Raw genomic sequence first — 22,058 nt, forward strand, 5'->3', positions numbered from 1 at the left:
TGAACAGCGCCGAAGGTAACAGTTTGGGAGTTAACAGTTTGGAAGTTAACAGAGTGCAGTCCGACCGACAAAGTGAATCGGGGGATTCCATCGATCGATGGAAATGCGGGAATCGCGTCGACCAGCGGGGCGTGTGGGCGACGTCACCGTCGTCGGTGTTTGCCGCTTCCTCGTTTGATTTGCCGGGTCGTACTCAGTAGTCTCGACTGGTCATCCAGGTTGCGGATTTGCGTGGTGACGCCCACGTCACCCCAACCGACGTCAGCTCGGCACCGCTCCTGGATCAGCAGACCAGCAAGAAGGATGTGGGTTGCGCGTGTTTCCGGCGCGACACCACGCAGGATCACAAGGAGTCACCCATGGCCAAGGGCAAGCGCACCTTCCAGCCCAACAACCGTCGTCGTTCGCGTGTGCATGGCTTCCGTCTTCGGATGCGTACCCGCGCCGGCCGCGCCATCGTCAACGGTCGCCGTAGCAAGGGCCGCGCAAAGCTCACCGCCTGAGTCGACAGCGACGTCTCCGGCGGTGGTCTCGACCATCGCCGGTCGCTGGTATCGATGGTGGCCGCTGCGCATCGGATCTCTCGTGGATCCGACTTCGATCGCACGCTGAAGACCGGTGTGCGGGTGACGACGCGTGACCTCGTGGTCCATGTCCTGCCCATGGCGGGATCGCCTGTCCCCGTGCGCGGTTCGTCGGCTGACGTCCGCGGCGGTGTCGTCTCGGCGGACATCGCGACCGTCGGTGGTCCCTGGCTCGGCCTGATCGTCAGCAAGGCGGTCGGCAACGCGGTGGTCCGTCACCGCACGGCGCGCCGACTCCGCGCGGCGTTTCGCGATTGCGTTCCTCGCTTTCAGATACGCGAGACGATGCTCGTGATCCGGGCGCGTCCCTCGGCCGCCGGCTGCAGCAGTCTCGACCTGGCCGATCAGATCGCCGATGCGTTGACCCGGCGTCGTGCGCGTGAGGTGTTCGACGCCGCACGAGCGATACGCCGCACGCACGAGCAGACCGAAACCCAGGTGCCCTGATGACCGACCCTGATCGGGTAGACGACCGACCCACTCCCCTGCGCCTACTGCATCTGGCGCCACGCCGCGTCGTCGTCTTCCTGATCGAGCTCTACCGCACCTGGATATCTCCCCTCCGACTTCCCATCTGCCGCTTCGAACCGAGCTGTTCGACGTACGCGGTCGAGGCCCTGACCCGTCATGGCTTCCTGTACGGCGGATGGCTCTCGCTCGTCCGACTGCTCAAGTGCGGACCCTGGCACAAGCCGGGATACGACCCGGTGCCCGAGCGCGGGTTCCGCGAACTCTTCACATCCAGTGAACGACAAGACCGAGAAATGACACCGTCCGAGGTTAGGGGTAACTGACCCGTGCTGAACTTCATCTACTACCCGGTCTCCTGGATCATGTGGGTCTGGCATTGGCTCTTCAGCCATGTCACGCCCGACAGTCCAGGCGGCAACGGTGTGGCATGGGCGCTGTCGGTGGTGTTCCTCGTGTTCACCCTGCGCGCGATTTTGTACAAGCCCTTCGTCAAACAGATCCGTACGACGAAGAAGATGCAGGAGATCAATCCTCAGCTCCAGGCGATCCGCAAGAAGTACGCCAAGGATCGCGTGAAGATGACCGAGGAGATGCAGAAGCTCCAGAAAGAGCACGGCTTCAACCCGCTGCTCGGCTGTCTGCCGATGCTGCTGCAGATCCCCGTGTTCATCGGTCTGTTCCACGTGTTGCGCTCGTTCAACCGTATGGCGACCGGCATGGGTCAGCTGGGCATGACCGCGGAAGAGACCCGCAGTCTCGGCAACTATGCCTTCAGCCCGGAACTCGTCCAGAACTTCTTGGATTCTCGTCTGTTCGGTGTTCCGCTGTCGTCGTTCATCACCGAGCCCGTTGCCGAGTTCCAGGCGTTCGTCGAGCCGGGCTCGCCGATCGATTTCACGCGGAGCCAGATCGCCATCGTGGTGATCCCGATGATGATCATCGCGTCGATCGCGACGCACATGAACTCTCGCGCCTCGGTGGCCCGTCAGCCGGAGGCGGCTCTGGAGAACCCCCAGACCCGGATGATGAACAACCTCGCGCTGTACATCTTCCCCCTCGGCATCCTCGCGACCGGTCCGTTCTTCCCCGTCGCGATCCTCCTCTACTGGATGAGCAACAACATCTGGACCTACGGGCAGCAGCACCTGGTGTTCGGTCGCATCGCGAAGGAAGAGGAAGAAGCCAAGCTGGCCAAGCAGGAGAAGCAGAGGGCAAACGCTCCGAAGCCGGGCGCCCGGCCGGAGGTGACCCGCAAGCAGGCCAAGGCAGGCGATACCGATGCCGAGGGCGTTGACGACTCCGTGGTGACCGACACGTCCACCGGAGCGTCGTCGACGGGAGCTCAGGCCGGCATCCTCGGCGGTCTGCAGAAGTTCCTCCGACGGGACGCCGGCACCACCGCGTCGTCGGCGTCTGCTGATGTGTCATCGTCGGCGTCGTCGAGCGTCTCGGACGATGACGCGGCCGCGGATGTCGAGGCGGATGCGTCGTCGGCGAAGGCGAGTACGGAATCGGCGGGTGGCTCGTCGGGTGCGAGCTCGGCCGGCACCCGGAGCCCGAACGCGTCGGCCGCGCAGAAGTCGGGCACCGCACACGTGGCCGGCAAGAACCGCAAGGGTGGCCAGCGCCGACGAAAAGGTGGGCGTCCCGGCGGACGCCATTGACCCGGGAATCCGAGGGCAGCCACTCCCCTCCCCCGTATGCGCGAGTGGCACACAGGACGTTGGATGAGAAGCAGAGTTAGGTGGAACGTGAGATGACAGCAGAGACCACTGCGCACGAAGAGCAGGAGATCCGAGAGGACGCCGCAGAGCCCGTGGCGGCCGAGGCGCTCGGCGCCGACGCCATCGACACGGCTGAGGCCGAGAGTGCTGAGGCCGAGAGTGCTGAGGCTGAGGGCGCTGAGGGTGATGATGAGATCTCGGATGATGATTCCGACTCCGATGATTCTGACGACGACGACGAGCTCGACGACGAGGAGCGTCTGGTCGAGGAGGGCGAGATCGCCGGCGATTACCTCGAGCAGCTTCTCGATGTCCTCGACTTCGATGGCGATATCGATCTTGACGTCGACGGTGACCGCGCGATCGTCAGCATCGACGGGGGTGACGACCTGACGAAGCTTGTCGGTCGCAAGGGCGAGGTGCTCGACGCGCTGCAGGAGCTGACGCGTCTCGCGGTGCAGCAGTCGACCGGTGACCGTAGTCGCCTGATGCTGGATATCGCGCGGTGGCGTGCAGATCGCCGTGACCGCCTCGCCCGACTGGGCACCGAGGTCGCCGAGCGCGTGCAGAAGTCGGGCGAGCGTGAAGAGCTCGACCCGATGACGCCGTTCGAGCGGAAGATCGTCCACGATGCTGTTGCTGCTGTCGACGGTGTGGTGAGCGAGAGCGAGGGTGCCGAGCCGAAGCGTCGAGTCGTCGTGTTGCGGTCCAGCTGACGTCCGCGACGCAGCAGAAGATCTACAGACAAAGTCCCGGCCGGGTGGCCGGGACTTTGTCGTCTCCGACAGAGAGAATTACATGGATGTGGTTTGTGGCAGCCGGTCGTGTTTCACGTGAAACGCTCTGGGATCGCAGGCCATCAGTGAAAGGATGTTTCACGTGGAACAGTCCGAGGCATCGGACCATCAGTCCCCTCCCCCGGCGGCCGCAGCGGTGTTCGGCGCGCGTGCAGACTTGGCCGGCCGCTATCACTCGGCTCTTGCGACCGACGGTGTGACGCTGGGACTGATCGGTCCGCGCGAGGTGCCGCGCCTGTGGGAGCGCCACATTCTGAACTGCGCAGTTCTCGGTGAGCTCATCACGGATGGCACGTCAGTGGTGGACATCGGAAGCGGGGCCGGTCTGCCGGGAATCCCGCTGGCGATTGCTCGACCCGATCTGAGCGTGACCCTCGTCGAGCCGTTGCTGCGACGTAGTGACTTTCTCCACCGGATCGTCGGCGAGCTCGGGCTCGATGTCCGCGTTGTGCGAGGACGGGCAGAGGAGAAGACCGTCCGAGCCGATGTGGGAGGCGCGGATGTGGTGACGTCGCGTGCGGTGGCGCCACTCGAAAGGTTGGCAAAGTGGTCGGCGCCGTTGATCACCGAGGGCGGCAGACTGGTCGCCATCAAGGGGTCGTCGGCGGCCGAGGAGATCGAACGGGACAAGGCTCTCGTCGGCCGGACCGGGATCTCGGATCTGCATGTCGAGACGTGTGGAAGCGACGTCCTCGAGGTGGCGACGACCGCAGTCGTGGGCACTAAGCGGGGTCGCGACGGGCGTGACCGCGCCCGATCGCGAACACGGAATCAGAAGGGGTGACCGGATTGGTGTGGAGTACTCGGAGGGCGCAGAATAGACGAAAGACCGCTGAATCGTCGGCGGCCACTGATAGCGCCGAGCTTCCCGATCCGAAACCCCGGGCGGGCCAGAGCGCCGAAGGCTATGAAGTCGGGCGAAGGAGTCCAAGCGTGGTCGAACAGGACCCGAGTGTTTCACGTGAAACGATCCTCGGCGGTGGTTCCCCCACCCCGGGCCAGGGATTCGACGACACACCGATCGGAGCGGCGGCCGCACGGGCGAGTCAGATCTTGACGCCCGGCGGTGCGGGTGAACTCCCCCGTCCCCAGACGACCCGCATCATCACGATCGCCAATCAGAAGGGTGGGGTCGGCAAGACGACCACAACCGTCAACATAGCTGCGGGGCTGGCCCTCCACGGACTCGGTGTTCTGGTTATCGATCTCGATCCGCAGGGCAACGCCAGCACCGCACTCGGCATCGACCACCGCGCGCCCGACATCTCGTCGGTCTACGAACTGTTGCTCGGCGAGGTGCGTCTGTCCGACGCCATCCAGCAGAGCCCGAACAACGCCAAGCTCTTCTGCGTCCCCGCGACCCTCGACCTCGCCGGCGCCGAGATCGAACTCGTGTCGCTCGTCGCTCGCGAGAACCGCCTCCGTAACGCCCTCGATCAGCAGACGCTGACCGACCTCGGAATCGACTATGTGCTGATCGACTGCCCACCGTCGCTCGGTTTGCTCACCGTCAACGCCATGGTGGCGGCCAAAGAGGTGTTGATCCCTATCCAGTGCGAGTACTACGCGCTCGAGGGTGTGGGTCAGCTACTCCGCAACATCGAACTGGTCCAAGCGCATCTGAATCCGGCGCTCCATGTCTCGACCGTCGTCCTCACCATGTACGACGGCCGGACCAAGTTGGCGGATCAGGTCGCTGACGAGGTACGGCGACACTTCGGCGAGAAGGTGCTCCAGACGATCATCCCGCGCAGTGTCAAAGTGTCCGAGGCGCCCGGATTCGGTATGACCATCATCGAGTACGACCCGGGTTCACGTGGATCGATGAGCTACCTCGACGCCTCGCGGGAACTCGCGATGCGCGGTGTCAGCTGATGTTCGCGCAGTCGACCAGAGTCCGGCGTCAGACGATGCCGTTAGGATCCGACATCGAGATGGTTCGTCTGTCACCGTCATCGACGGTGGAAGCAGGGAGTGCACAGTGGTGAGTCAGCGAGAAGCCGCACAGCGTCGAGGTGGTCTCGGTCGGGGCCTGGCCGCGTTGATCCCGACCGGTCCGCCCGAGGATGATTCGCCGGGCGGTCCGCGGCTGGGTTCTGCGGCAGCCGACGTGGTGATCGGCAAGGGGCCGACGGCGACGCAGGATCATCCCGGCGCCGCAACGAGTTCGTCCGACGGCTCCCCCACCCCGACCGCTGACGAGATGGGCGCGGTCTACCGCGAGATCCCACCGTCGGAGATCCAGCCCAACCCGCAGCAGCCACGCTCCGTCTTCGACGAGGAAGCGCTTGCCGAGCTCGTGCACTCCATCAAGGAGTTCGGCCTGCTGCAGCCGATCGTCGTGCGCCGACTGCCCGTCCCGACTGCGGACGGCGTGCTCTATCAACTCGTCATGGGTGAGCGGCGCTGGCGTGCCAGTCAGGAGGCCGAACTCGAGGCCATCCCGGCGATCGTCCGGGAGACCGCCGACGCCGACATGCTCCGCGACGCGCTGCTGGAGAACATTCACCGCGCGCAGTTGAACCCGCTGGAAGAGGCGGCTGCATATCAGCAGCTGCTCGAGGAATTCGGCGTCACCCACGAGGAACTGGCCAACCGCCTCGGTCGCTCGCGTCCGCTCATCACCAACATGATCAGGCTGCTGAAGCTCCCGATCCCCGTGCAACGTCGCGTGGCGGCCGGCGTGCTGTCGGCAGGTCATGCACGGGCGCTGCTGTCTCTCGACATCGGTAGCGAAGCGCAGGAAGCTCTTGCGGCTCGGATCGTCGCGGAGGGTCTGTCGGTGCGCGCCACCGAGGAGGCTGTCACTCTCGCCAATCGCGGCGACGACAGCAGTACCGGCCCGTCCTCCTCCCCCGCCAAGCGACGACCGATGCAGATGCCGGGCCTCCAAGATCTGGCGGAGCGACTCTCCGACCGTCTGGACACGAGGGTTACAGTCAGTCTCGGGAAGCGAAAAGGCAAGATCGTCGTCGAGTTCGGTTCGGTCGAGGACCTGGAACGGATCGTCGGGGTGATCGACCCTCGAGGGGTCTCGTGACCGCGTGAAAATCCGTCACCGGGCCACCCGGATGATACGTCACAGTGACAGCAGACCAGCAAGGATCGTCGTGAGAGTTCCAAATACATTGCCCGACAGCACTTTCGGACTTTTGCGCATCGTCTGCTGGGAGTTGTCGGCATGAATCTCGCGGTCACTCGTCTCGACCTCGAATCGTTCGAGTCGTTGCCGCTGCACACCCGCCGCTGTGTCTTCTGGGAAGTCGATCCGACCTCGTCCACGCATGCCGTCGACACTCAGCTGTTCGGTGATCTCGGGTCATTCGAGAGCGAGTTCGACAAGGAGGCGTGGATCTCTGGACTGCTCCTCGAATGGGGCACGTGTGGTCAGGTCGCCGTCGACGGAGACACCGGCAATTTCGTCGGTACCGCGTTCTACGCTCCGCCGGGTCGGGTTCCCCGGTCGCGGCTCTTTCCGACGTCTCCGGTCAGTGCGGATGCGGTCTTGTTGACGTCGATCCGCGCCGAACCCGGTTTCGAGGAGGCGGCACCGATTCTGCTGGACAGCGTGCTCACCGATCTCGTGCGCCGCGGCGTTCGTGCCGTCGAGGCCTTCGGCATCGTCCGGACGCCCGCCGAATCTCGGGGTCAAGGATCCCGGGCCACCGAACCGTCCTCCCCTACACTTCCGGCCTCGCATCCCGAGGACATCACCGAGTTGGGGGCGCTCGAGTCGATCTCCAGTGAACTCAGCTCCTGGGGTGACGAGGCGATCGTCGAGATCACCCGCGCGATGCATGACAGCCCTCAGTCCGATCTGTGCGTCGACTGCATCATCGATGCGGACTTCTTGAAGGATTCCGGCTTCGACGTCGTGGCGTCGCATCCCCGTTTCCCGAGGTTCCGTCTTGAACTCGACGAAGGGTTGGGCTGGAAGCACGAGGTCGAGCACGCCCTCGAGAACCTGGTGCTGATGGCCGCGATCGACCTCGCCGGACGCGAGCGACCAGCCGCGGTGCCGGTGGGCCTACGCGACCGACGCTGAACTGATCGGCCGGAGAGGTCGATTAGCGGGAGAGGTCGGTCAGCTGGAGAGCCGCTCCGCGGCAAGCAGGTCGGCGAACGTGTATGTGCCGGTCGGGCGATCGTTCTCGCCCAGGAGATAGAGCCGTTTCACGGCGACCAGGATTGCTTCCGCGATGATGTCGCGTGTCTGCGGATCGTTCAGGGTTTCGACATCGATGCTGTTGGTGATGTACCCGACGTCGATCAGAGCGACCGGCATCCTGGTGAGGCGCAACACATCCCATGTTCGCTCGTGGGTTCGGCAATCGGAAAGCCTTGTGCGGGCGGCGATCTCACGCTGGATGAAACCGGCGAGGTTGCGACCGATGGTCGAGAACGACCCGTGCGAGTTGCCGAAGTAGAACGATGCGACACCGTTGGCCCGCTCATTCGGGTAATGGCCACACCGCAATGCGATCATCAGATCGGCGTCGATGAGGTTCGCGACCCGGGCCCGTTCGTCGTCGCCGGGACGTCCCCGCCCATCGTGTGAGAGGAAGGTCTCCATACCGGCCGCGGCCATCCGGCCCTCGAGCCGGGCGCCGAGATCCCAGAGCACCGAGGATTCGAGTTCAGCGGTTGCGCCCGTGGAGAATTCGTGCAGTCCACCGGAGCCTGGATCGATCAGGATTCGCTTCCCGCTCAGGCGCGGACCCGACCGCCGGACATGCTCTTCCTCGCGGATGGCGTGGGGTGACCCACCGGTGACGCGAGTGCCGAGACGCTCGAGCGAACGGAGTGTTGACGGACCGCAGATTCCGTCGGACGACAGACCGTACTCACTCTGATAGAGGCAGACCGCGTTGTGGGTCGTCTCCCCGAACGTACCGTCGACGAGGCCGGTGTAGTAGCCGAGGTTCTGCAGTCGTCCCTGGAGGGTGGCGACATCATCGCCGACCATCGGGGCGGACAACCGGTACAGCAGGACGCGTGTGCCCAGTTGGTAGGACGCCTCGCGAAGTGCTCGATAGGTCGCCGGCCCGACGATGCCGTCGGCGATGAGACCGCGTTCCTGCTGGAAGGCGCGCACGGCCCGATCGCAGGCGTCGTCGAAGACGGCCTCGGGCGGAGTCCAGCCGCTGATCGTGCCGGAGAGGCTCTCGCCGGAGGGGTTGTCCCCGGCGAGGGTGTGTGTGGCCGGGCCGGATGTCAGCATCCCGAGTCCGACGAGGATGTTCCGGATCTCGGCGACAGCCGAGCCATGATCCCCGAGGCGGAACAACGGCATCAGCAACTCCTCGTACTGGCAGTGCGGCGGATGGGCACGGTGTGAATGTCCGGTTGATCGGTGCTCACCAGCGCACCGTCGCAATCACGGAGCATTCTCTCAGGTCACGACGGCACGACCAAATGATGGCGCCACTCGGGGCGCCATCATCGGGTGCCTGCGTCTGCGGGCCCAGCGTGTGGACCCGCATCTGCGCAGGTGAAGGTGTTACGCCGGCGAACCGACGACTCCGTCGAGTTCGCGCAGCAGGGCGGCCTTACCCTTGGCGCCGACGATCGTCTTGGTGGGCTTGCCGTCCTCGAACAGGATCATGGTCGGGATCGACATGATCTGGAAGTCGCGCGCGATGGCCGGGTTCTCGTCGACGTCGACCTTGGCGACGGTCAGCTTGTCGCCGTGGTCACGGGCGATCTCCTCGAGAACCGGTGCCACCATGCGGCACGGTCCGCACCAGGTCGCCCAGAAATCGACCAGGACCGGCTTGTCGGCGCCGAGAACCTCGTCTTTGAAGGTCGCGTCGGTGACGGCGACGGTATTTGCTCCCATGGGTGTCCTCCTTATGGACGTCGGAAGAATGTGGTTTCTCTCGAGCGGGTCACTCAGGCCGGAGCGCCTCAGGCGTTGGCCGGGGCATCCACGACGACGAACTCACCTTCGACGGCGGGTTCCATGTCGAGATCACCCTGCTCGGCGAGCCAGCGCTCGGCATCGATCGCGGCGGAACATCCGCTGCCCGCGGCGGTGATGGCCTGACGGTAGGTGTGGTCGACCAGATCACCACAGGCGAAGACGCCGGGCAGCGACGTGTAGGTGGTGCGACCCTGGACCTGGACGTAACCCTCCGGATCGAGATCGATCTGTCCGCGCACCAGTTCGCTGCGCGGATCGTGCCCGATCGCGACGAACATGCCTGTCACGTCGATGGTGCTCGACTCGCCGGTCGCGGTGTCGGTCAGGCCCAGGCCGGTGACCGAAGTATCGCCGAGAACCGAGGTCACCGCGGAGTTCGTCACGAACCGGATCTTCTCGTTGGCGCGGGCGCGTTCGAGCATGATCTTCGATGCGCGGAACTCGTCGCGACGGTGTACCAGGGTCACACTCCGGGCGAACTTGGTGAGGAACGTCGCCTCCTCCATCGCGGAGTCACCACCGCCGATGACGGCGATGTCCTGATCCTTGAAGAAGAAGCCGTCGCAGGTGGCACATGCCGACACACCGCGGCCCAGAAGCGTCTGCTCGTTCTCGATACCGAGATAGCGCGCCGCAGCACCCATGGCCAGGATGATCGCGCGTGCGCGGTAGACCTCACCGCCGACCTCGACCTCCTTGACCGGTCCGGCCAGGCGGATGGTGTCGACATCCTCCATGCGCAGGTCGGCGCCGAAGCGGATCGCCTGCTCACGCATCTCGTCCATCAAAGCCGGACCCTGGATGCCGTTCTGGAATCCGGGGAAGTTCTCCACCTCGGTGGTGGTCATCAGCGCGCCGCCGAACTGGGTGCCCTCGAAGACGATCGGGGCGAGCTCCGCGCGGGCCGCGTAGATCGCCGCGGTGTATCCGGCAGGGCCCGAACCGACGATGATCAGGTCGTGGATCTGCTGGCTGTCGTGCTGGGTCATCCGTCCTCCGTGCTCGACGATGCCTGCCATGGTCTCGGCGGCATCGGTGTCTCGGCTGTCTCAACATCAGGGTAGAGGCAGATGTTCCCGGGTGAGTCCCGGCGGGCCGACGCACGTACCGGCTGTGACCAGATCAGATGGGTCGGCGGGTGATGTCAGCCACCGATGACCGTCCGGGTGATCGTCGCCGGGTTCCCCGTCGCACAGTCGTGACCCACCACCAGCGCATCGAACCGTCCGGCCACCCCGGTGGCGAACAGGATGACGACGCCCTCGCGCCCGCTGATGGTGACCGGACCGGTTCCGAGAACCGCGATCGAGGGGGGCACTCCGTTCGCCGCTATGCACTCTCGCAGTGCGGCCGCCGACGGGAACGGCGCGAACTGTTGTTTGCCGAGGACCGACAGCAGTGTCACGCGGTCTGCGGCGTCCAGGTCGTCGACGGTCGACGGGGCCGACGGCTGGGCCTGTATCGCGGGGTCGGATCTCCCCGGATCCGACTCGCCGTCGGATGTTCGGAGCAGACCGGTCGAGATCACCACGACGACGGCGATGGCGGCGGCCACCGCGACACCACCGGCCGCCCACCAGGCCGTCCGATGCGTGCGGCGGAGGTTCCCCGCGTTGCTGCGGTCACCGCCCAGCGCGACGACTCGATCATCGCCGGCCGCCGACACCTCGGCGCTGATCCGATCGAGCGTGGCGCGGGTCCGCGCAGCGACGTCCGGAGGCACGGGCCGAGCCGGTGGTGGTGTGGAGCGCAGTCGTTCGGTGGTGCGGTCGAGTGCGGCCAGGATCGAGCGGGCGTCGGGGTCGTCGTCGAGGTGCGACCACAAGTGGTCGGCGACATCACGAGGCAGCAGACCCGCGTGAAGATCGGCCAGCAGTTCCGGGGCGAACGGCGGCGCGGGAAGGCTCGTCGATCCCGTCTCTGGTCCACTATCGCCGGGCTCGTCCTCGCGACCGGTCGCGTTGCCACGACCGGTTCCCTTCTCGCGGGAATCGTCCCCTGCTCCCGGCGGGATCATCGTTCCACTCTCCCACTTCTCCCCCCGACCGGATCCGCCCCACGAGGGTGGATACCGGGCTCGCTCTGCGACTGATGTCGTCGATCGTCACAGTTAGGACGCACCGGGCCGCGGTCCGGTTCCATCGGTGTCGCGGAGAATTCTGCCGGGTGGCCCTCAGGGGTCGCGAAGGTGCCCCAGGATCTGCGACAGCCGCAGCCGACCGCGTGAGCATCGGCTCTTGATGGTCCCCGTGGGGACCCCGAGTCGCTCGGCCGCCTCGACGATCGAGAGACCCTCGACGTCGACGGCGACGATCGCCGCGCGCTGGTCGGCGGGGAGTTCGTCGAGAGCCCGGCCGATCGACAGCGACAGGTCGACGGCGGCCATGTGATCGTGCTCGTCGGCGTACTGCGCGACGTCCCAGTCGGGCAGCGGCACGGTCGCCCGGAGGCGATTGCGGCGGATGCGATCGAGGCAGGCGTTGACGACGATCCGGTGCAGCCAGCTGGTGACCTTGGCATCGGACCGGAACCGATCTGCCATGCGATGGGCGCTGAGCAGGGCGTCCTGGAGCGCATCGGCCGCGTCGTCGGCGTTGCTGCTCGTGCGGCAGGCGACGGCCCACAGATAGTCCTGATGGCGTTCGATCAGGGTGGAGAAGGCGCCGGGATCTCCGCGGACGTGGGCGAGCAGTAAGTCCTCGTCGCTGCGCGCGTCGACGCTCCCCCGAGTCATGCGCGCAACCCTAATCGACCACACGCCTCGCAGTGCCACTGACCTGCGCGTTGTCCACAGAATTGGGGACACCGGCCTGCCTGTGGATCGCGCCGGAGAGCTCGGCGAGCCGGTCCCGCGTGCACCCGGCTCCCGGGCGCCGCGATCAGTCCAGCAGTCGTTCGTATGCGGCGACGAACAAGGCCACGGAGACGTCGAGGATCGCGTCGAGCTCGAACAGGTCGGGGGGCAGCACACCATCGGCCGTGTCGGAACCCGCGAACTCGCCCGCCGAACTGGTATGCCAGTCGACCAGCAGCTGGGTCACCGCGCCGACGAGCCCGATCGCCGTCAGGCGCTGCGATCGCTCCGCGGGGCGGTCGCCGAGCGCGAGTGACAGGATCAGGTCGGCCCACCCGTGAATAGCGGTGAGCCGCAACCGTTCCAGGTCGGGATGGACGCCGACGACCTCGACGAGCATGATCCGTGCGCGCCGGGGATTCTCGGCCAACGTGCGGACGAAGGCGCCGAGTGTCGCACGGGCGACGGCAGGCGCATCCATCGAGGCGACACCGGCTCCGGCGCGATCGGCGACATACCCCGATGCCGCAGCCACCGTCGACGCCCGTGCGACGGCCACGCAGTCGTCGTACACCGCGGCCAGCAGCGCATGACGATCGGTGAACGATTCATAGAAGTAGCGCTGGGTGAGGCCCGCGTGATCACAGATGCGCTTGATGGTGACGCCGGCGAATCCCACCGACCCGAACAGGTCCACGCCCGCGGCGACGAGGTCGGCGCGACGCCGCGCCCGACGTTCGTCCGCGTCGGCTCCGCCGTAGCGGCGGCCTTCGGGCGTGGACATGCGATCGGCTCCCCAGGGTCGTCGGCGGTGTGTCCGTGCTGGTGGTGGCGACGGATGCCTTTACAGGACTCTATCTGACACGCTATCGTGTCAGAAATCTTGATCTGACATGTTCTCGTGTCAGATGGCCGAAGCAGGAGAACCGAGATGCTGGACTTCCTCCCGGAGGCGATGCGTGAGCCGACCGTGGTCGCGATCCCCTTCTTCGTGACGATGGTCGCGCTGGAGTGGCTCGCCGCGTGGAAGCTCGATCACACCGACATCGACCGCCCGTCGTCGCGCACCGATGACACTCTGTCAGAGCGCGGTTCGTACAACCCGCGGGACTCGCGTGCGAGCCTGCTCATGGTGCTGGTCTCGATCGCAACCAGTGCCGGGTGGAAAGCGCTTGCGCTGCTCGCGTACTCGGCGATCTTCGCGTACGTGGCGCCATGGCAGCTGCCGACGGACTCCTGGTACAGCTGGGTGATCGCCGTCGTCGGCCTGGACTTCTTGTTCTACTGGGAGCATCGGATCGCGCATCGGGTGCGGCTGGTCTGGGCCACCCATCAGGCGCATCACTCCAGCGAGTACTTCAACTTCACGACGGCACTGAGACAGAAATGGAACAACAGTGCCGGGATCCTCATGTGGTTGCCGCTACCACTGCTCGGGGTTCCACCCGCCCTGGTGTTCGCGGTCTACTCACTGAACCTGATCTACCAGTTCTGGATTCACACCGAGCACATCGGAAAGCTCTGGGCACCAGTCGAATTCGTGTTTAACACACCGTCCCACCACCGCGTGCATCACGGCAGCGACGCGGAGTATCTCGACCGCAACTACGGTGGCACGTTCATCATCTGGGACCGCATGTTCGGCACCTTCGCGCCGGAGACACACCGCCCCACCTACGGCTTGACGAAACCCGTGGAGACATACAACATCTGGCGGCTGCAGACCCACGAGTACGCCGCGATCGCACGCGATGTCCGACGGGCGCGTGGTCTGCGCACCCGCCTCGGCCTGGTGTTCGGCCCGCCCGGATGGGCGCCGGCGACCGCGACTCGCGTGGACACCAGGTCTCACCGGACGGGCAGCGTGGTCACCGTGCCCGACGACAGCAGCAGCGTGTAGTAGCTGCCGCCCGGGTAGTAGGCGGCGGTACGGTGGCCGGAGATCAGGTCGGTCGAGTCGCCCTCGACGTCGATGTGGATGCCGGTGGTGAGTGCGACACCGAGGAAGTCCTGCCGCGTCGTCTGCACGATCCACCGCACACCGTGACCGAAGGTGTTCGACAGTGACGGCTGTGAGGCGATGACCCGGATCCGTAGTCCCGCCTCTCCCAGCTCTCGCGCCGAGTTGTGGAAGTTGTTCCCCAGGAATGAATTCACCGGATCGAACAGCATCAGTCCGCGCAGACGACGGTAGTCGGCGGGATCCGCCGTGCGTACGGCGTCGGCTGCGGTGAGGGCGAACTCCCCACCCGCGGAATGGCCCGACAAGAGCAGGCTGTCCGGCACGGTCGGTGCGAGACGTCCGGTGGTCCGCGCCGCTGCCGCGAGGCTGCGTTCCACCGCGCTGGGCGGCCGGTTCCCGTGTGCGAAGGTGAGCGACGGGTCGCGGATGAACTCGGTGTTGTCGGTGGCGTTGACGGCGACGCCGCACCCGGACACGCTGATGGCGTCGAGGGAGGTGGCCGCGACGAGGAGCCCGCTGTCGGTGTACGACGACGCGAGTACGCGCAGATGGTCGGCCGTGCGAGCGAATCCGTGCTGGAGCCAGACCAGACCGGTGGGCGTGCCGGTCGGGATGTGCCAGCGCACCGGGACCGACGTCGGCCGGTGGTCACATGTGGTGGCCAGGGTCGAGGTCGCAACCGTGTGATGGGTTGCCGCCATGGCGTTTCCGGTGTTTCTGGCCGCGACGGCGCCGGCCGCTGCGCATAGCGTGACGACGAGTGTGACGACAACCCTGCGAAGCGTGCCATGTCGGTCTCCTACTCCGAGCGCGGGCGCTCGTTCAGCCGGGCGAGCAGTTCGGTGAGCAGCGCCTCGGCGCGACGATGGGGCACGATGTCGAGTAGCGCCATGACGGGGGCGAGCTGATCGGGCAGCGGGCTCGCGTCGTCGTCGCCGGCCAGTCCCAGATCGGCGAGCAGTGCACCCGCCGACGACGCGTCCAGCCCGTCGTCGGCGGCCAGGGACGGGAACACCGTGCACAGCTCGCCCAGATCGATCGGTGCCACACCGCGGACCTCATCCGCGCCGGCGACGAGGGCGGCTGTGAGACCGTCGATCTCGTCTGCGGTGACCGGTGTGATGGTGAGGTGGGTGGTACGTGGGAGGACCGGACCGTGCTGTTGTGCGAGCCCCGGTTGGGGCTGGAGCACCCAGCCCCGCTCCCCCACCGCGTCGGCCCACAGGTGCGGATCGACGCGATCGCTTGCCGGGATCGCGATGTCCGATGTGACCGCGAACAGCGGTCCCACCGGCTCGCCGACGACACGGAGGCCGGTGATGCCGGAAACACATTGCCGGAGTGTGTCGGTCGCCGATCGACTTCTGTCGGTGAGTGTGGTGAAGCCGTCGGGACCGAGATACTCGATGACGGCCCACGCGGCAGCAAGCGACATCGCCGATCGACTGCCCAGCATCGTCGGATTGACCACCGGATACCCGGGCCACCGGGTGGTCGCGAAGGCGGCGGACCGTTTGGCGTCGCGGTCGGCGAAGAGCAGGACCGACGCTCCCTTCGGTGCGAAGCCGTACTTGTGCGCGTCGAGCGAGATGCTGGTGACACCGGGGACACGGAAATCCCAGGGCGACAGCGCCTCTGACGACGCCCAGAACGGAAGAACCCACCCGCCGATGCAGGCGTCCACGTGGCAGGCGATGCGCTGTCGGGAGGCGGCGGCCGCGATCTCGGGGACGGGGTCGAGTACGGCGAACGGATAGCACGGTGCCGACACGACCACGATCGCGGTCCGGGGCGTCAGGCGGGCGATGACGTCGTCGGCGTCGACGACTCCGTGCTCGTCCACCGGGACGAGATCGAGTTCGAGGCCGAAATAGTGTGCGGCCTTGTGGAAGGCGGCGTGCACCGTGACGGGTGCGACGATCGTCGGTACGCCCGTACCACCTCCCGCCCGCCAGCGATCGCGCGCGGATTTCACCGCCAGCAGGCAGCTCTCGGTACCACCGCTGGTGACCAGTCCGACGACCTGCGCGTCGCAGGCCTCACCGTGCGCGAGGTCGGCGGCGAAGGCGATGACATCGGCCTCCATGCGGGCCACCGACGGGAACGCGGTCGGGTCGAGACCGTTGACCGCCTGCACCGACGCGGCAGCGGTACGAGCGAGGTCGTCGACTTCGGCCAGCCCCGAGTCGTACACGTAGGACAGCACCCGACCTCCGTGCGTGGGGGCGTCGTCGGCGCGCAGGTCTGCCAGCCGCGCGAGGATCTCCGCGACCCGACCAGCAGGAGTCTCGCCGGGTGTCATCTCATCCGGCACTGGGCCCTCCCTCACCGATACCGTCTCCAGCCTGATCGCTGTCCCTGGGCTGATCGCTGTCGATATCGCTGCGGCGCAACGGATATCGGCGTATGAGCACGAGACTCCCGGCCGCGAGCGCCGCAGGGACGATGCTGAAGGCGACGATCATCGCCGTCGTCGCGGCGGCAGGCTGGGTGATGTCGGTGTCCGCCTCGGAGGACACATAGCCGCCGAGTGTGAGGAACACCGTGAGAACCACCGCGCCGAGCGCCATGCCGGTCGTCTCCCCCGCTGTCCACACCCCACCGACGATGCCTGCCGAGCCCGGCCCGTGCCGCCGCTCGTCGTCGGAGATGACGTCCGGGATCATCGCCATCGGGAGGGACTGCATCCCGGCGTACGCGGCACCCGCGATGCCGATCACCGGGTACACCCACCAGCCGGGTGACCACCGCAGCCCGCACAGACCGATGGTGGCGACGGCGAAAATGACTGTCGCGATGAAGAATCCGGACTCCTTTCCGATGCGTCGGGCCACGGCACCCCACACCGGGGCGAACACCAGCGCCGGAGCGATGAGGGCGGCGAACAACACGGAGACCGCACCTTCGTCGTCGAGGATCCAGGTGGCGATGTACTGACCGTCGGCGAGCATCAGGCCGGTGGCCAGACCCTGCAGGAGGAATGCGCCCACGAGGAGTCGAAGCGGACGGCTGCGGCGCAGGACGGTGACGGCGGCGCGATACGCGGCGAGCGGCGTCGAATCAGTGTCCGCGTCCGGCTGCGCACCGACGGTGATGCCACGGGGGCCGGCCGCGCGGGGCGCGCTGCGGGTGGCGATGAGGAGGCTGACGCCGATCACGCACCCTGCGACCACGGCCATGACGAGGTAGCCGACGCGATCGGATCCACCGATTTCTCGCAGCGCGGGACCGCCGGCACCGAAGGCGAGGATGCCGACGGTCAGCACGACGACCCGTGCGGTGAGAAGTCGTGTCCGCTCGTCGTAGCGGTCGGTCAGCTCGGCCGGCAGCGCGATGTAGGGGACCTGGAAGAGGCTGAATGCCGTTGCGGTGAGCAGGAATGCAGCGGCGACCCAGAGTGCCGCAGCGGGCGTGGCGAGCGCAGCGGGAACCGCGAACGTCAGTGCGAACAAGATCGGCAGCGCCACCGCCCCGACGATCATCATCGGGCGTCGAGACCCGTGTCGTCGGAGGCTGCGATCACTGGCCGTCCCGATGACCGGGTCGATGAGGACATCCCAGATCTTCGCGACGGCGACGATCGCACCGGCTGCGGCCGCCGCGACCCCGAGCGTGTCGGTCAGGTAGTAGACGAGGACGAGTCCGGGGAGGGTGGCGAAGCCGGCCGTGCCGACGGATCCGATGGCATAGCGGCCGACGGTGGCACCGGTCAGGTGATCCCGGGTGCCGGGCGGAGATGGGGCAGGTCGGCGGCGGACGAGCACACCTATGTCTACCCCTCCGGTGTCAGGCGGTCATAGAGATCTGCCCGATCTGGGCCTGATAACCGTTGGGCGCTTGCGGCAGAGACGTCAGCCACACCATCACGAACGGACTCTGCTGCGGATCGGGCACGGTGATGGTCGTCCGCGGTTGATTCACTGTGCCCGCAGCGATCTCACGTGTCTGCGCGAGGGTGGGTTGGGCGGTCGCCGACGTACGGATCGATACGGCGAATCCCGGCGTCGGGGAGGAGATCGTCACCGTCTTGACGGCCTTGGGACCGCCGAGGTTGAACATCAGCCCGAGACCGGGCTTGAGTCCGCCGAAGTCCGCTGAGCCACGGTAGGTGTCGGTCCGCCACGGTGGGGCGGCGCCGCTGATCACGTTGCCCAGGTTGGCCGTGCTGTCGGGCGGCTGATTGGACAGGTCGACCAGGCTGACCCCCTGCAACGGGATCGGCGCCGGAGCGGCCGGTGGAGGTGCCGCGGCCCTCGCGGTCCCGGGAGCCGGTGGCGCCGATGACGTGGTGAGGATCGAGTCGATGTCGGTGTTGTCGCCGTCGGAGCCGAAGATGTTTGTGGCCCACACGATCAGCGCGATCACGATGAACAGCGTGAGCAAGCCGGCGCCGACGAGGAGTGCCACGTTACGTCGGCCCTGCTGTTCGGGCGCCTTCTCCTGCTGGGGTGACGTCATGGCGATCGGCGGCGCGTCGCCGGTGATCGCCGGGAGCATGTCGGTGTTCAGGTCGACGACGGTCGCCTGATCGAGGACATGCTGGACCGTCCCGGCCGTGCGGATTCCGCGCTGACCGTCGAGCGCCCGAGCGGCCACCGCCGAGATCTCGAACGGCGTCTCCGGCCGTGCCTTGCGCGGTTCGATCGGGTTGCCCTTGTCGTCGGGCTCGGCGATCGGCAACCCGCCGACCGGCTCGGTGGTGTCGTCGGTGGTGACCAGATCGGTACCGTTCTCCGGATCGAGCGGCCAGCGGGCCAGCAGCAGCGCGTAGAGTACGGCGCCGAGACCTCGGACGTCGGTCGACTTGTCGTCGCCGGCGAGGGTGCCGGGGAAGGCGAGGACGGCGTTGCCGTCGGTGCTGATCCGGATCCGGTCGGGATGGTCGATGGACAGTGCACCGCCGGAGCGGTGGGTGATCTCGGCGGCGGCGGCCAGCGCGCGGACAGCGCGCGCGGCACCGATCGGGGACGGCTGGGACCGGGCGACCTCGGTGAGCGACGATCCCGGAACCCATTCGGTGACGACGATGCCACCCGACGAACCGCGGACGACGTCGAGCACGCGCGCCACTCCGGCGGAGGAGATCTGTCCTAGGCGAAGCGTCCGCGACAGCACGCCCTGCGGACCCTCGTCGGTGATCTTCGCCGACTCACCACGTTCCGGCGGTGGCGCGAGTTGGTCGGCGTCGACGAACGTCAACGCCACCTCACGGTCGAGATTGATGTCCAGTGCGCGCCAGAACTGGAGTCCGCGGGTGCCGCCGTGGTGATCGAGCAGGCGATACCGTCCGCCGGCCACGGCCGCGCCGGGGACCAGTCGGGGACCGCGTGGCCGGGGACGCGCGGTCGGCCCGGGGGTGCCGGACCGTGCCCCACCGGCAGCTGCCGGACCGGGACCCGTCTGATCGGAACCGGTCGCGGAAGTGTCTGTCTCGGAGGCTGATTCGGGCGTATCGGACGTCGGGGCGGTCGACGGGTCGGAGAGCTGCTCGGTCGCCGGGTCGACACCGTCGCCCCGCGACACCCGGGTGGCCTGCGACCTGTCGTCGACCGTCACCGAGCCCTTGTCCGGAGCGTCCGGGATGATCTCGGTGTCCCCGGTGGACCCGATCTCATTCTCACTCACGCGCCGAGCTCCTCTCCTGCGATATCGCATGTCACGGGGTGCATGGAGACGCATCTCGCCGCCGTCGCGCAAACGCGCGGCCCCGCCGCTGTGAACCGAGTACGACTGCCATGTGGCGGTGCCCCGGTCGAATCGCCGGAGCACCTGTACCTGTCCAGAGTACGGGAGCGACTCGTCGGTGTTGATCCGCGGAAACTGAACCGTGATGGTCGGTGCCGATTCTGTTACCGGACGCTCAGGAGGAGCCAAGGCGGGGATGAAGCGGCCGAGCATGCGCCGCACCGACATCCCGATCGAGACGACGTCGGGGACGCGGGCGGCGGCCAGTCCGGCGTAGGTGACGCCGAGCACGACGACCGCCGTCAGGATCAGATACACCAGTGATCCGAACTTGCCGACCTCACTCGTGAGGCGGTGCAGTCCCGAGAGATTCGAGACGGCCCAGACGATCGCGGTCACACCGATCGACACCCCGAATGTCACGAGGGTGGTGCGGTAGACGTCGGTCAGCTTCTCGTTGTGCAGGCGTCGGCGCAGGAGGAAGTGACCGACGATCGCGCCGACCAGATATCCCAGACCGTTCGACAACGCGAGCCAGCGGACCACCATCTCCGGATCGTCGAACAGCACCGGCCCGAGATAGGAGGACACGACCTTCACCGCGGTGATGCCGAGGACCATGGCGGTCGGTGTCCAGGCGTCCTGGAGGGCGTAGAAGACGCGCAGCTGCACGAGCGTCATCGCGTACGGGATGATCGTGAACGCACCCCAGGCGAGCACCGAACCGAGTTGGGAGGCATGCTCGGCGTCGAACTTTCCGAAGTTGAACACCGCGATGCCGATGACCGGGCCGAAGAACGTCATGTAGGCGACCACCGGCAGCAGCGCCACCATCGTCAGCCGCGTGGCCAGGGAGAGGTCGTCGACGACGGCGTGGTCGTCGTCGGCGGCGGCGTGCCGGGACAGTCGCGGCATGATCGCGGTCAGGATCGTCACACCCAGCACGCCGTACGGGAGTTGCAGCAACTGCCAGTGGGTGACGTACACGCTGATGCCGGAGGCGTCGGCGTGCGCCGCAATACGGTAGGTGATCATGAGCCCGACCTGCAGGATCGCGACGTAGGTGACGATCGCGAGGGCCATGTTGCCGAAGAGTCGGAGTCGGGCGTCGATGCCCCATTTCCACGCCAACCGCACGCCTGCGCGCCTGATCCACGGCAGCAGGACACCGGCCTGCACGACGACGCCGAGTGTGGTGCCGATGCCGAGGACCAGCAGCTGCGGATCGGTCATCCGGACCGGGTTCAGCGTGATCTCACCCGGCATCAGCGCGTACAGCACCAGGGTCGCGATCTGCACGATGTTGTTCAGCACCGGTGCCCACGCGCCCGGTTTGAAGAACCCCTTCATGTTCAGGATCGCGATGAACAGCGCGGACATGCCGTAGAAGAGGATCTCCGGCAGGAGTAGGTAGGCGAGTGCGGTGGTGAGGGACCGGTTGACGTCGCCGTCGCCGACGTTGAGGAACGTCAGCAGCGGTGCGGCGATCATCGCCACGACCGTGGCGGTGCCCAGCGTCACCACGGCGAGCGTGAAGATCCGGTTGATGAAGTCGCGCCCACCGTCGGGATCCTCGGCCTCCGCGCGGACGAGCACCGGGATGACGATCGCCGTGAGCACGGCGCCCAGGACGACCTCCGCGATCATGCTCGGCAGCACGTACGCGGCCTGGAACGCAGAGGCGATCGCCGGGCCGAGCATGGCCAGCACCAGGACGGTGCGGATGAACCCGGTGATGCGGCTCGTCAGCGTGGCCAGCGCGATCGAACCGCTGGTCCTCAGGATGCTGGAGTCGGAATCGCGCGCCAGGTCGTTCGACGGCCCCTGCTCGGTCGGTTTCTCGGTGCTCGGTTTCTGGCCGCTCGTCATCTGGTCCGGGCCGCTCGAGGCGCGCGCCCGGGTCGCGGTGCCGGCACCCCGAGGCGCCGGACCCGCAGCGGGGCGAGAGGGGATGTGGCGCGGCGGTGGCGGCGGGGGCCCGCCACGGCCGGCCAGCGGCGGCTGGTCGGCCACCGGACCGGACAGCGGTGCCGGACCGCCGGGGGAACGGCGCCGAGGGCCATCGGCCCCGCCCGGAGGAATCCGGCGGGGTGCTGCTCGACGCGGCTCGCGTGGTC

The 22,058-nt window shown here is 66.9% G+C and carries 20 protein-coding genes; 10 read left to right on the forward strand and 10 right to left on the reverse strand.

What is annotated here, in order from left to right:
• The first annotated feature begins 359 nt into the window (after positions 1-359).
• The 9 genes from rpmH (at position 360) to QSJ19_RS19855 (ending at position 7,621) form a co-directional block, all read left to right on the forward strand.
• Entirely contained in the window at positions 360-503 is a 144-nt protein-coding gene (gene rpmH / locus QSJ19_RS19815; protein WP_124709456.1) for a 50S ribosomal protein L34, read from the forward strand.
• 54 nt (positions 504-557) lie between these two features.
• A complete protein-coding gene (gene rnpA, locus QSJ19_RS19820) occupies positions 558-1,031 on the forward strand; it encodes a ribonuclease P protein component (protein WP_286322714.1) in 474 nt (157 codons plus the stop codon).
• Positions 1,031-1,378, forward strand: a complete 348-nt coding sequence (yidD, locus tag QSJ19_RS19825; RefSeq protein ID WP_286322715.1) for a membrane protein insertion efficiency factor YidD — start codon at positions 1,031-1,033, stop codon at positions 1,376-1,378. The genes rnpA and yidD overlap by 1 nt, the downstream gene beginning before the upstream one ends.
• A gap of 3 nt (positions 1,379-1,381) precedes the next feature.
• Positions 1,382-2,719 carry a membrane protein insertase YidC gene (gene yidC / locus QSJ19_RS19830; protein ID WP_286322716.1) on the forward strand — a complete coding sequence of 446 codons (1,338 nt, stop codon included), beginning with the start codon at positions 1,382-1,384 and terminating at the stop codon, positions 2,717-2,719.
• A gap of 92 nt (positions 2,720-2,811) precedes the next feature.
• Positions 2,812-3,495 carry a Jag family protein gene (locus tag QSJ19_RS19835; RefSeq protein WP_286322717.1) on the forward strand — a complete coding sequence of 228 codons (684 nt, stop codon included), beginning with the start codon at positions 2,812-2,814 and terminating at the stop codon, positions 3,493-3,495.
• Between the two features lie 154 nt (positions 3,496-3,649).
• Positions 3,650-4,360 (forward strand): 16S rRNA (guanine(527)-N(7))-methyltransferase RsmG, encoded by a 711-nt coding sequence (gene rsmG / locus QSJ19_RS19840; protein ID WP_502876273.1) that lies wholly within the window; start codon positions 3,650-3,652, stop codon positions 4,358-4,360.
• Positions 4,361-4,509: 149 nt separating this feature from the next.
• A complete protein-coding gene (locus QSJ19_RS19845; protein ID WP_286322719.1) occupies positions 4,510-5,451 on the forward strand; it encodes a ParA family protein in 942 nt (313 codons plus the stop codon).
• 109 nt (positions 5,452-5,560) lie between these two features.
• Positions 5,561-6,616, forward strand: a complete 1,056-nt coding sequence (locus QSJ19_RS19850; protein ID WP_286322721.1) for a ParB/RepB/Spo0J family partition protein — start codon at positions 5,561-5,563, stop codon at positions 6,614-6,616.
• A gap of 141 nt (positions 6,617-6,757) precedes the next feature.
• Complete coding sequence (locus QSJ19_RS19855; RefSeq protein WP_286322722.1) at positions 6,758-7,621, forward strand: hypothetical protein; 864 nt, start codon at positions 6,758-6,760, stop codon at positions 7,619-7,621.
• A 39-nt stretch (positions 7,622-7,660) separates the two neighbouring features.
• Here the strand turns inward: QSJ19_RS19855 and QSJ19_RS19860 are convergent, their stop codons facing one another.
• The 6 genes from QSJ19_RS19860 to QSJ19_RS19885 all read right to left on the reverse strand — a co-directional run bounded on the left by QSJ19_RS19860 (position 7,661) and on the right by QSJ19_RS19885 (position 13,077).
• On the reverse strand, positions 7,661-8,869 hold the full coding sequence (locus QSJ19_RS19860; RefSeq protein ID WP_286322723.1) for an N-acetylmuramoyl-L-alanine amidase: 1,209 nt from the start codon (positions 8,867-8,869) through the stop codon (positions 7,661-7,663).
• Positions 8,870-9,076: 207 nt separating this feature from the next.
• Complete coding sequence (trxA, locus tag QSJ19_RS19865; protein WP_286322724.1) at positions 9,077-9,415, reverse strand: thioredoxin; 339 nt, start codon at positions 9,413-9,415, stop codon at positions 9,077-9,079.
• Positions 9,416-9,483: 68 nt separating this feature from the next.
• On the reverse strand, positions 9,484-10,488 hold the full coding sequence (trxB, locus tag QSJ19_RS19870) for a thioredoxin-disulfide reductase (RefSeq protein ID WP_286322725.1): 1,005 nt from the start codon (positions 10,486-10,488) through the stop codon (positions 9,484-9,486).
• Between the two features lie 155 nt (positions 10,489-10,643).
• Positions 10,644-11,516 carry an RsmA family anti-sigma factor gene (locus tag QSJ19_RS19875; RefSeq protein ID WP_286322726.1) on the reverse strand — a complete coding sequence of 291 codons (873 nt, stop codon included), beginning with the start codon at positions 11,514-11,516 and terminating at the stop codon, positions 10,644-10,646.
• 156 nt (positions 11,517-11,672) lie between these two features.
• Positions 11,673-12,233 (reverse strand): RNA polymerase sigma factor SigM, encoded by a 561-nt coding sequence (sigM, locus tag QSJ19_RS19880; RefSeq protein ID WP_286322727.1) that lies wholly within the window; start codon positions 12,231-12,233, stop codon positions 11,673-11,675.
• A 145-nt stretch (positions 12,234-12,378) separates the two neighbouring features.
• Complete coding sequence (locus QSJ19_RS19885; protein WP_286322729.1) at positions 12,379-13,077, reverse strand: TetR/AcrR family transcriptional regulator; 699 nt, start codon at positions 13,075-13,077, stop codon at positions 12,379-12,381.
• Positions 13,078-13,224: 147 nt separating this feature from the next.
• Between QSJ19_RS19885 and QSJ19_RS19890 the strand changes: the two genes are divergently transcribed.
• Positions 13,225-14,193, forward strand: coding sequence for a sterol desaturase family protein (locus QSJ19_RS19890; protein WP_286322730.1), 969 nt, complete (start codon positions 13,225-13,227; stop codon positions 14,191-14,193).
• Here QSJ19_RS19890 and QSJ19_RS19895 read toward each other — a convergent pair.
• The 4 genes from QSJ19_RS19895 to QSJ19_RS19910 form a co-directional block, all read right to left on the reverse strand.
• A complete protein-coding gene (locus QSJ19_RS19895; RefSeq protein ID WP_286322731.1) occupies positions 14,142-14,957 on the reverse strand; it encodes an alpha/beta hydrolase in 816 nt (271 codons plus the stop codon). The two genes, QSJ19_RS19890 and QSJ19_RS19895, sit on opposite strands and share 52 nt — an antisense overlap.
• Before the next feature lie 98 nt (positions 14,958-15,055).
• Positions 15,056-16,570, reverse strand: coding sequence for a pyridoxal phosphate-dependent decarboxylase family protein (locus QSJ19_RS19900; protein WP_286322732.1), 1,515 nt, complete (start codon positions 16,568-16,570; stop codon positions 15,056-15,058).
• A complete protein-coding gene (locus QSJ19_RS19905; protein ID WP_286322733.1) occupies positions 16,560-18,020 on the reverse strand; it encodes an MFS transporter in 1,461 nt (486 codons plus the stop codon). Before QSJ19_RS19905 ends, QSJ19_RS19900 begins: the two co-directional genes overlap by 11 nt.
• A 22-nt stretch (positions 18,021-18,042) precedes the next feature.
• The gene (locus tag QSJ19_RS19910) at positions 18,043-21,810 is read right to left on the reverse strand and encodes a lipid II flippase MurJ (RefSeq protein ID WP_286322734.1); all 3,768 of its coding nucleotides are present in this window, start codon (positions 21,808-21,810) and stop codon (positions 18,043-18,045) included.
• Between the last annotated feature and the right edge of the window lie 248 nt (positions 21,811-22,058).

Source organism: Gordonia sp. ABSL11-1 (assembly GCF_030315685.1).
Classification (GTDB): Bacteria; Actinomycetota; Actinomycetes; order Mycobacteriales; family Mycobacteriaceae; genus Gordonia.

Coding starts and splice junctions, on each gene's coding strand:
- rpmH (WP_124709456.1), top strand. CDS start 360: ATGGCCAAGGGCAAGCGCACCTTCCAGCCCAACAACCGTCGTCGTTCG.
- rnpA (WP_286322714.1), top strand. CDS start 558: ATGGTGGCCGCTGCGCATCGGATCTCTCGTGGATCCGACTTCGATCGC.
- yidD (WP_286322715.1), top strand. CDS start 1,031: ATGACCGACCCTGATCGGGTAGACGACCGACCCACTCCCCTGCGCCTA.
- QSJ19_RS19835 (WP_286322717.1), top strand. CDS start 2,812: ATGACAGCAGAGACCACTGCGCACGAAGAGCAGGAGATCCGAGAGGAC.
- rsmG (WP_502876273.1), top strand. CDS start 3,650: ATGTTTCACGTGGAACAGTCCGAGGCATCGGACCATCAGTCCCCTCCC.
- QSJ19_RS19855 (WP_286322722.1), top strand. CDS start 6,758: ATGAATCTCGCGGTCACTCGTCTCGACCTCGAATCGTTCGAGTCGTTG.
- QSJ19_RS19860 (WP_286322723.1), bottom strand. CDS start 8,869: ATGCCGTTGTTCCGCCTCGGGGATCATGGCTCGGCTGTCGCCGAGATC.
- trxA (WP_286322724.1), bottom strand. CDS start 9,415: ATGGGAGCAAATACCGTCGCCGTCACCGACGCGACCTTCAAAGACGAG.
- trxB (WP_286322725.1), bottom strand. CDS start 10,488: ATGACCCAGCACGACAGCCAGCAGATCCACGACCTGATCATCGTCGGT.
- QSJ19_RS19875 (WP_286322726.1), bottom strand. CDS start 11,516: ATGATCCCGCCGGGAGCAGGGGACGATTCCCGCGAGAAGGGAACCGGT.
- sigM (WP_286322727.1), bottom strand. CDS start 12,233: ATGACTCGGGGGAGCGTCGACGCGCGCAGCGACGAGGACTTACTGCTC.
- QSJ19_RS19885 (WP_286322729.1), bottom strand. CDS start 13,077: ATGTCCACGCCCGAAGGCCGCCGCTACGGCGGAGCCGACGCGGACGAA.
- QSJ19_RS19890 (WP_286322730.1), top strand. CDS start 13,225: ATGCTGGACTTCCTCCCGGAGGCGATGCGTGAGCCGACCGTGGTCGCG.
- QSJ19_RS19895 (WP_286322731.1), bottom strand. CDS start 14,957: ATGGCGGCAACCCATCACACGGTTGCGACCTCGACCCTGGCCACCACA.
- QSJ19_RS19910 (WP_286322734.1), bottom strand. CDS start 21,810: ATGACGAGCGGCCAGAAACCGAGCACCGAGAAACCGACCGAGCAGGGG.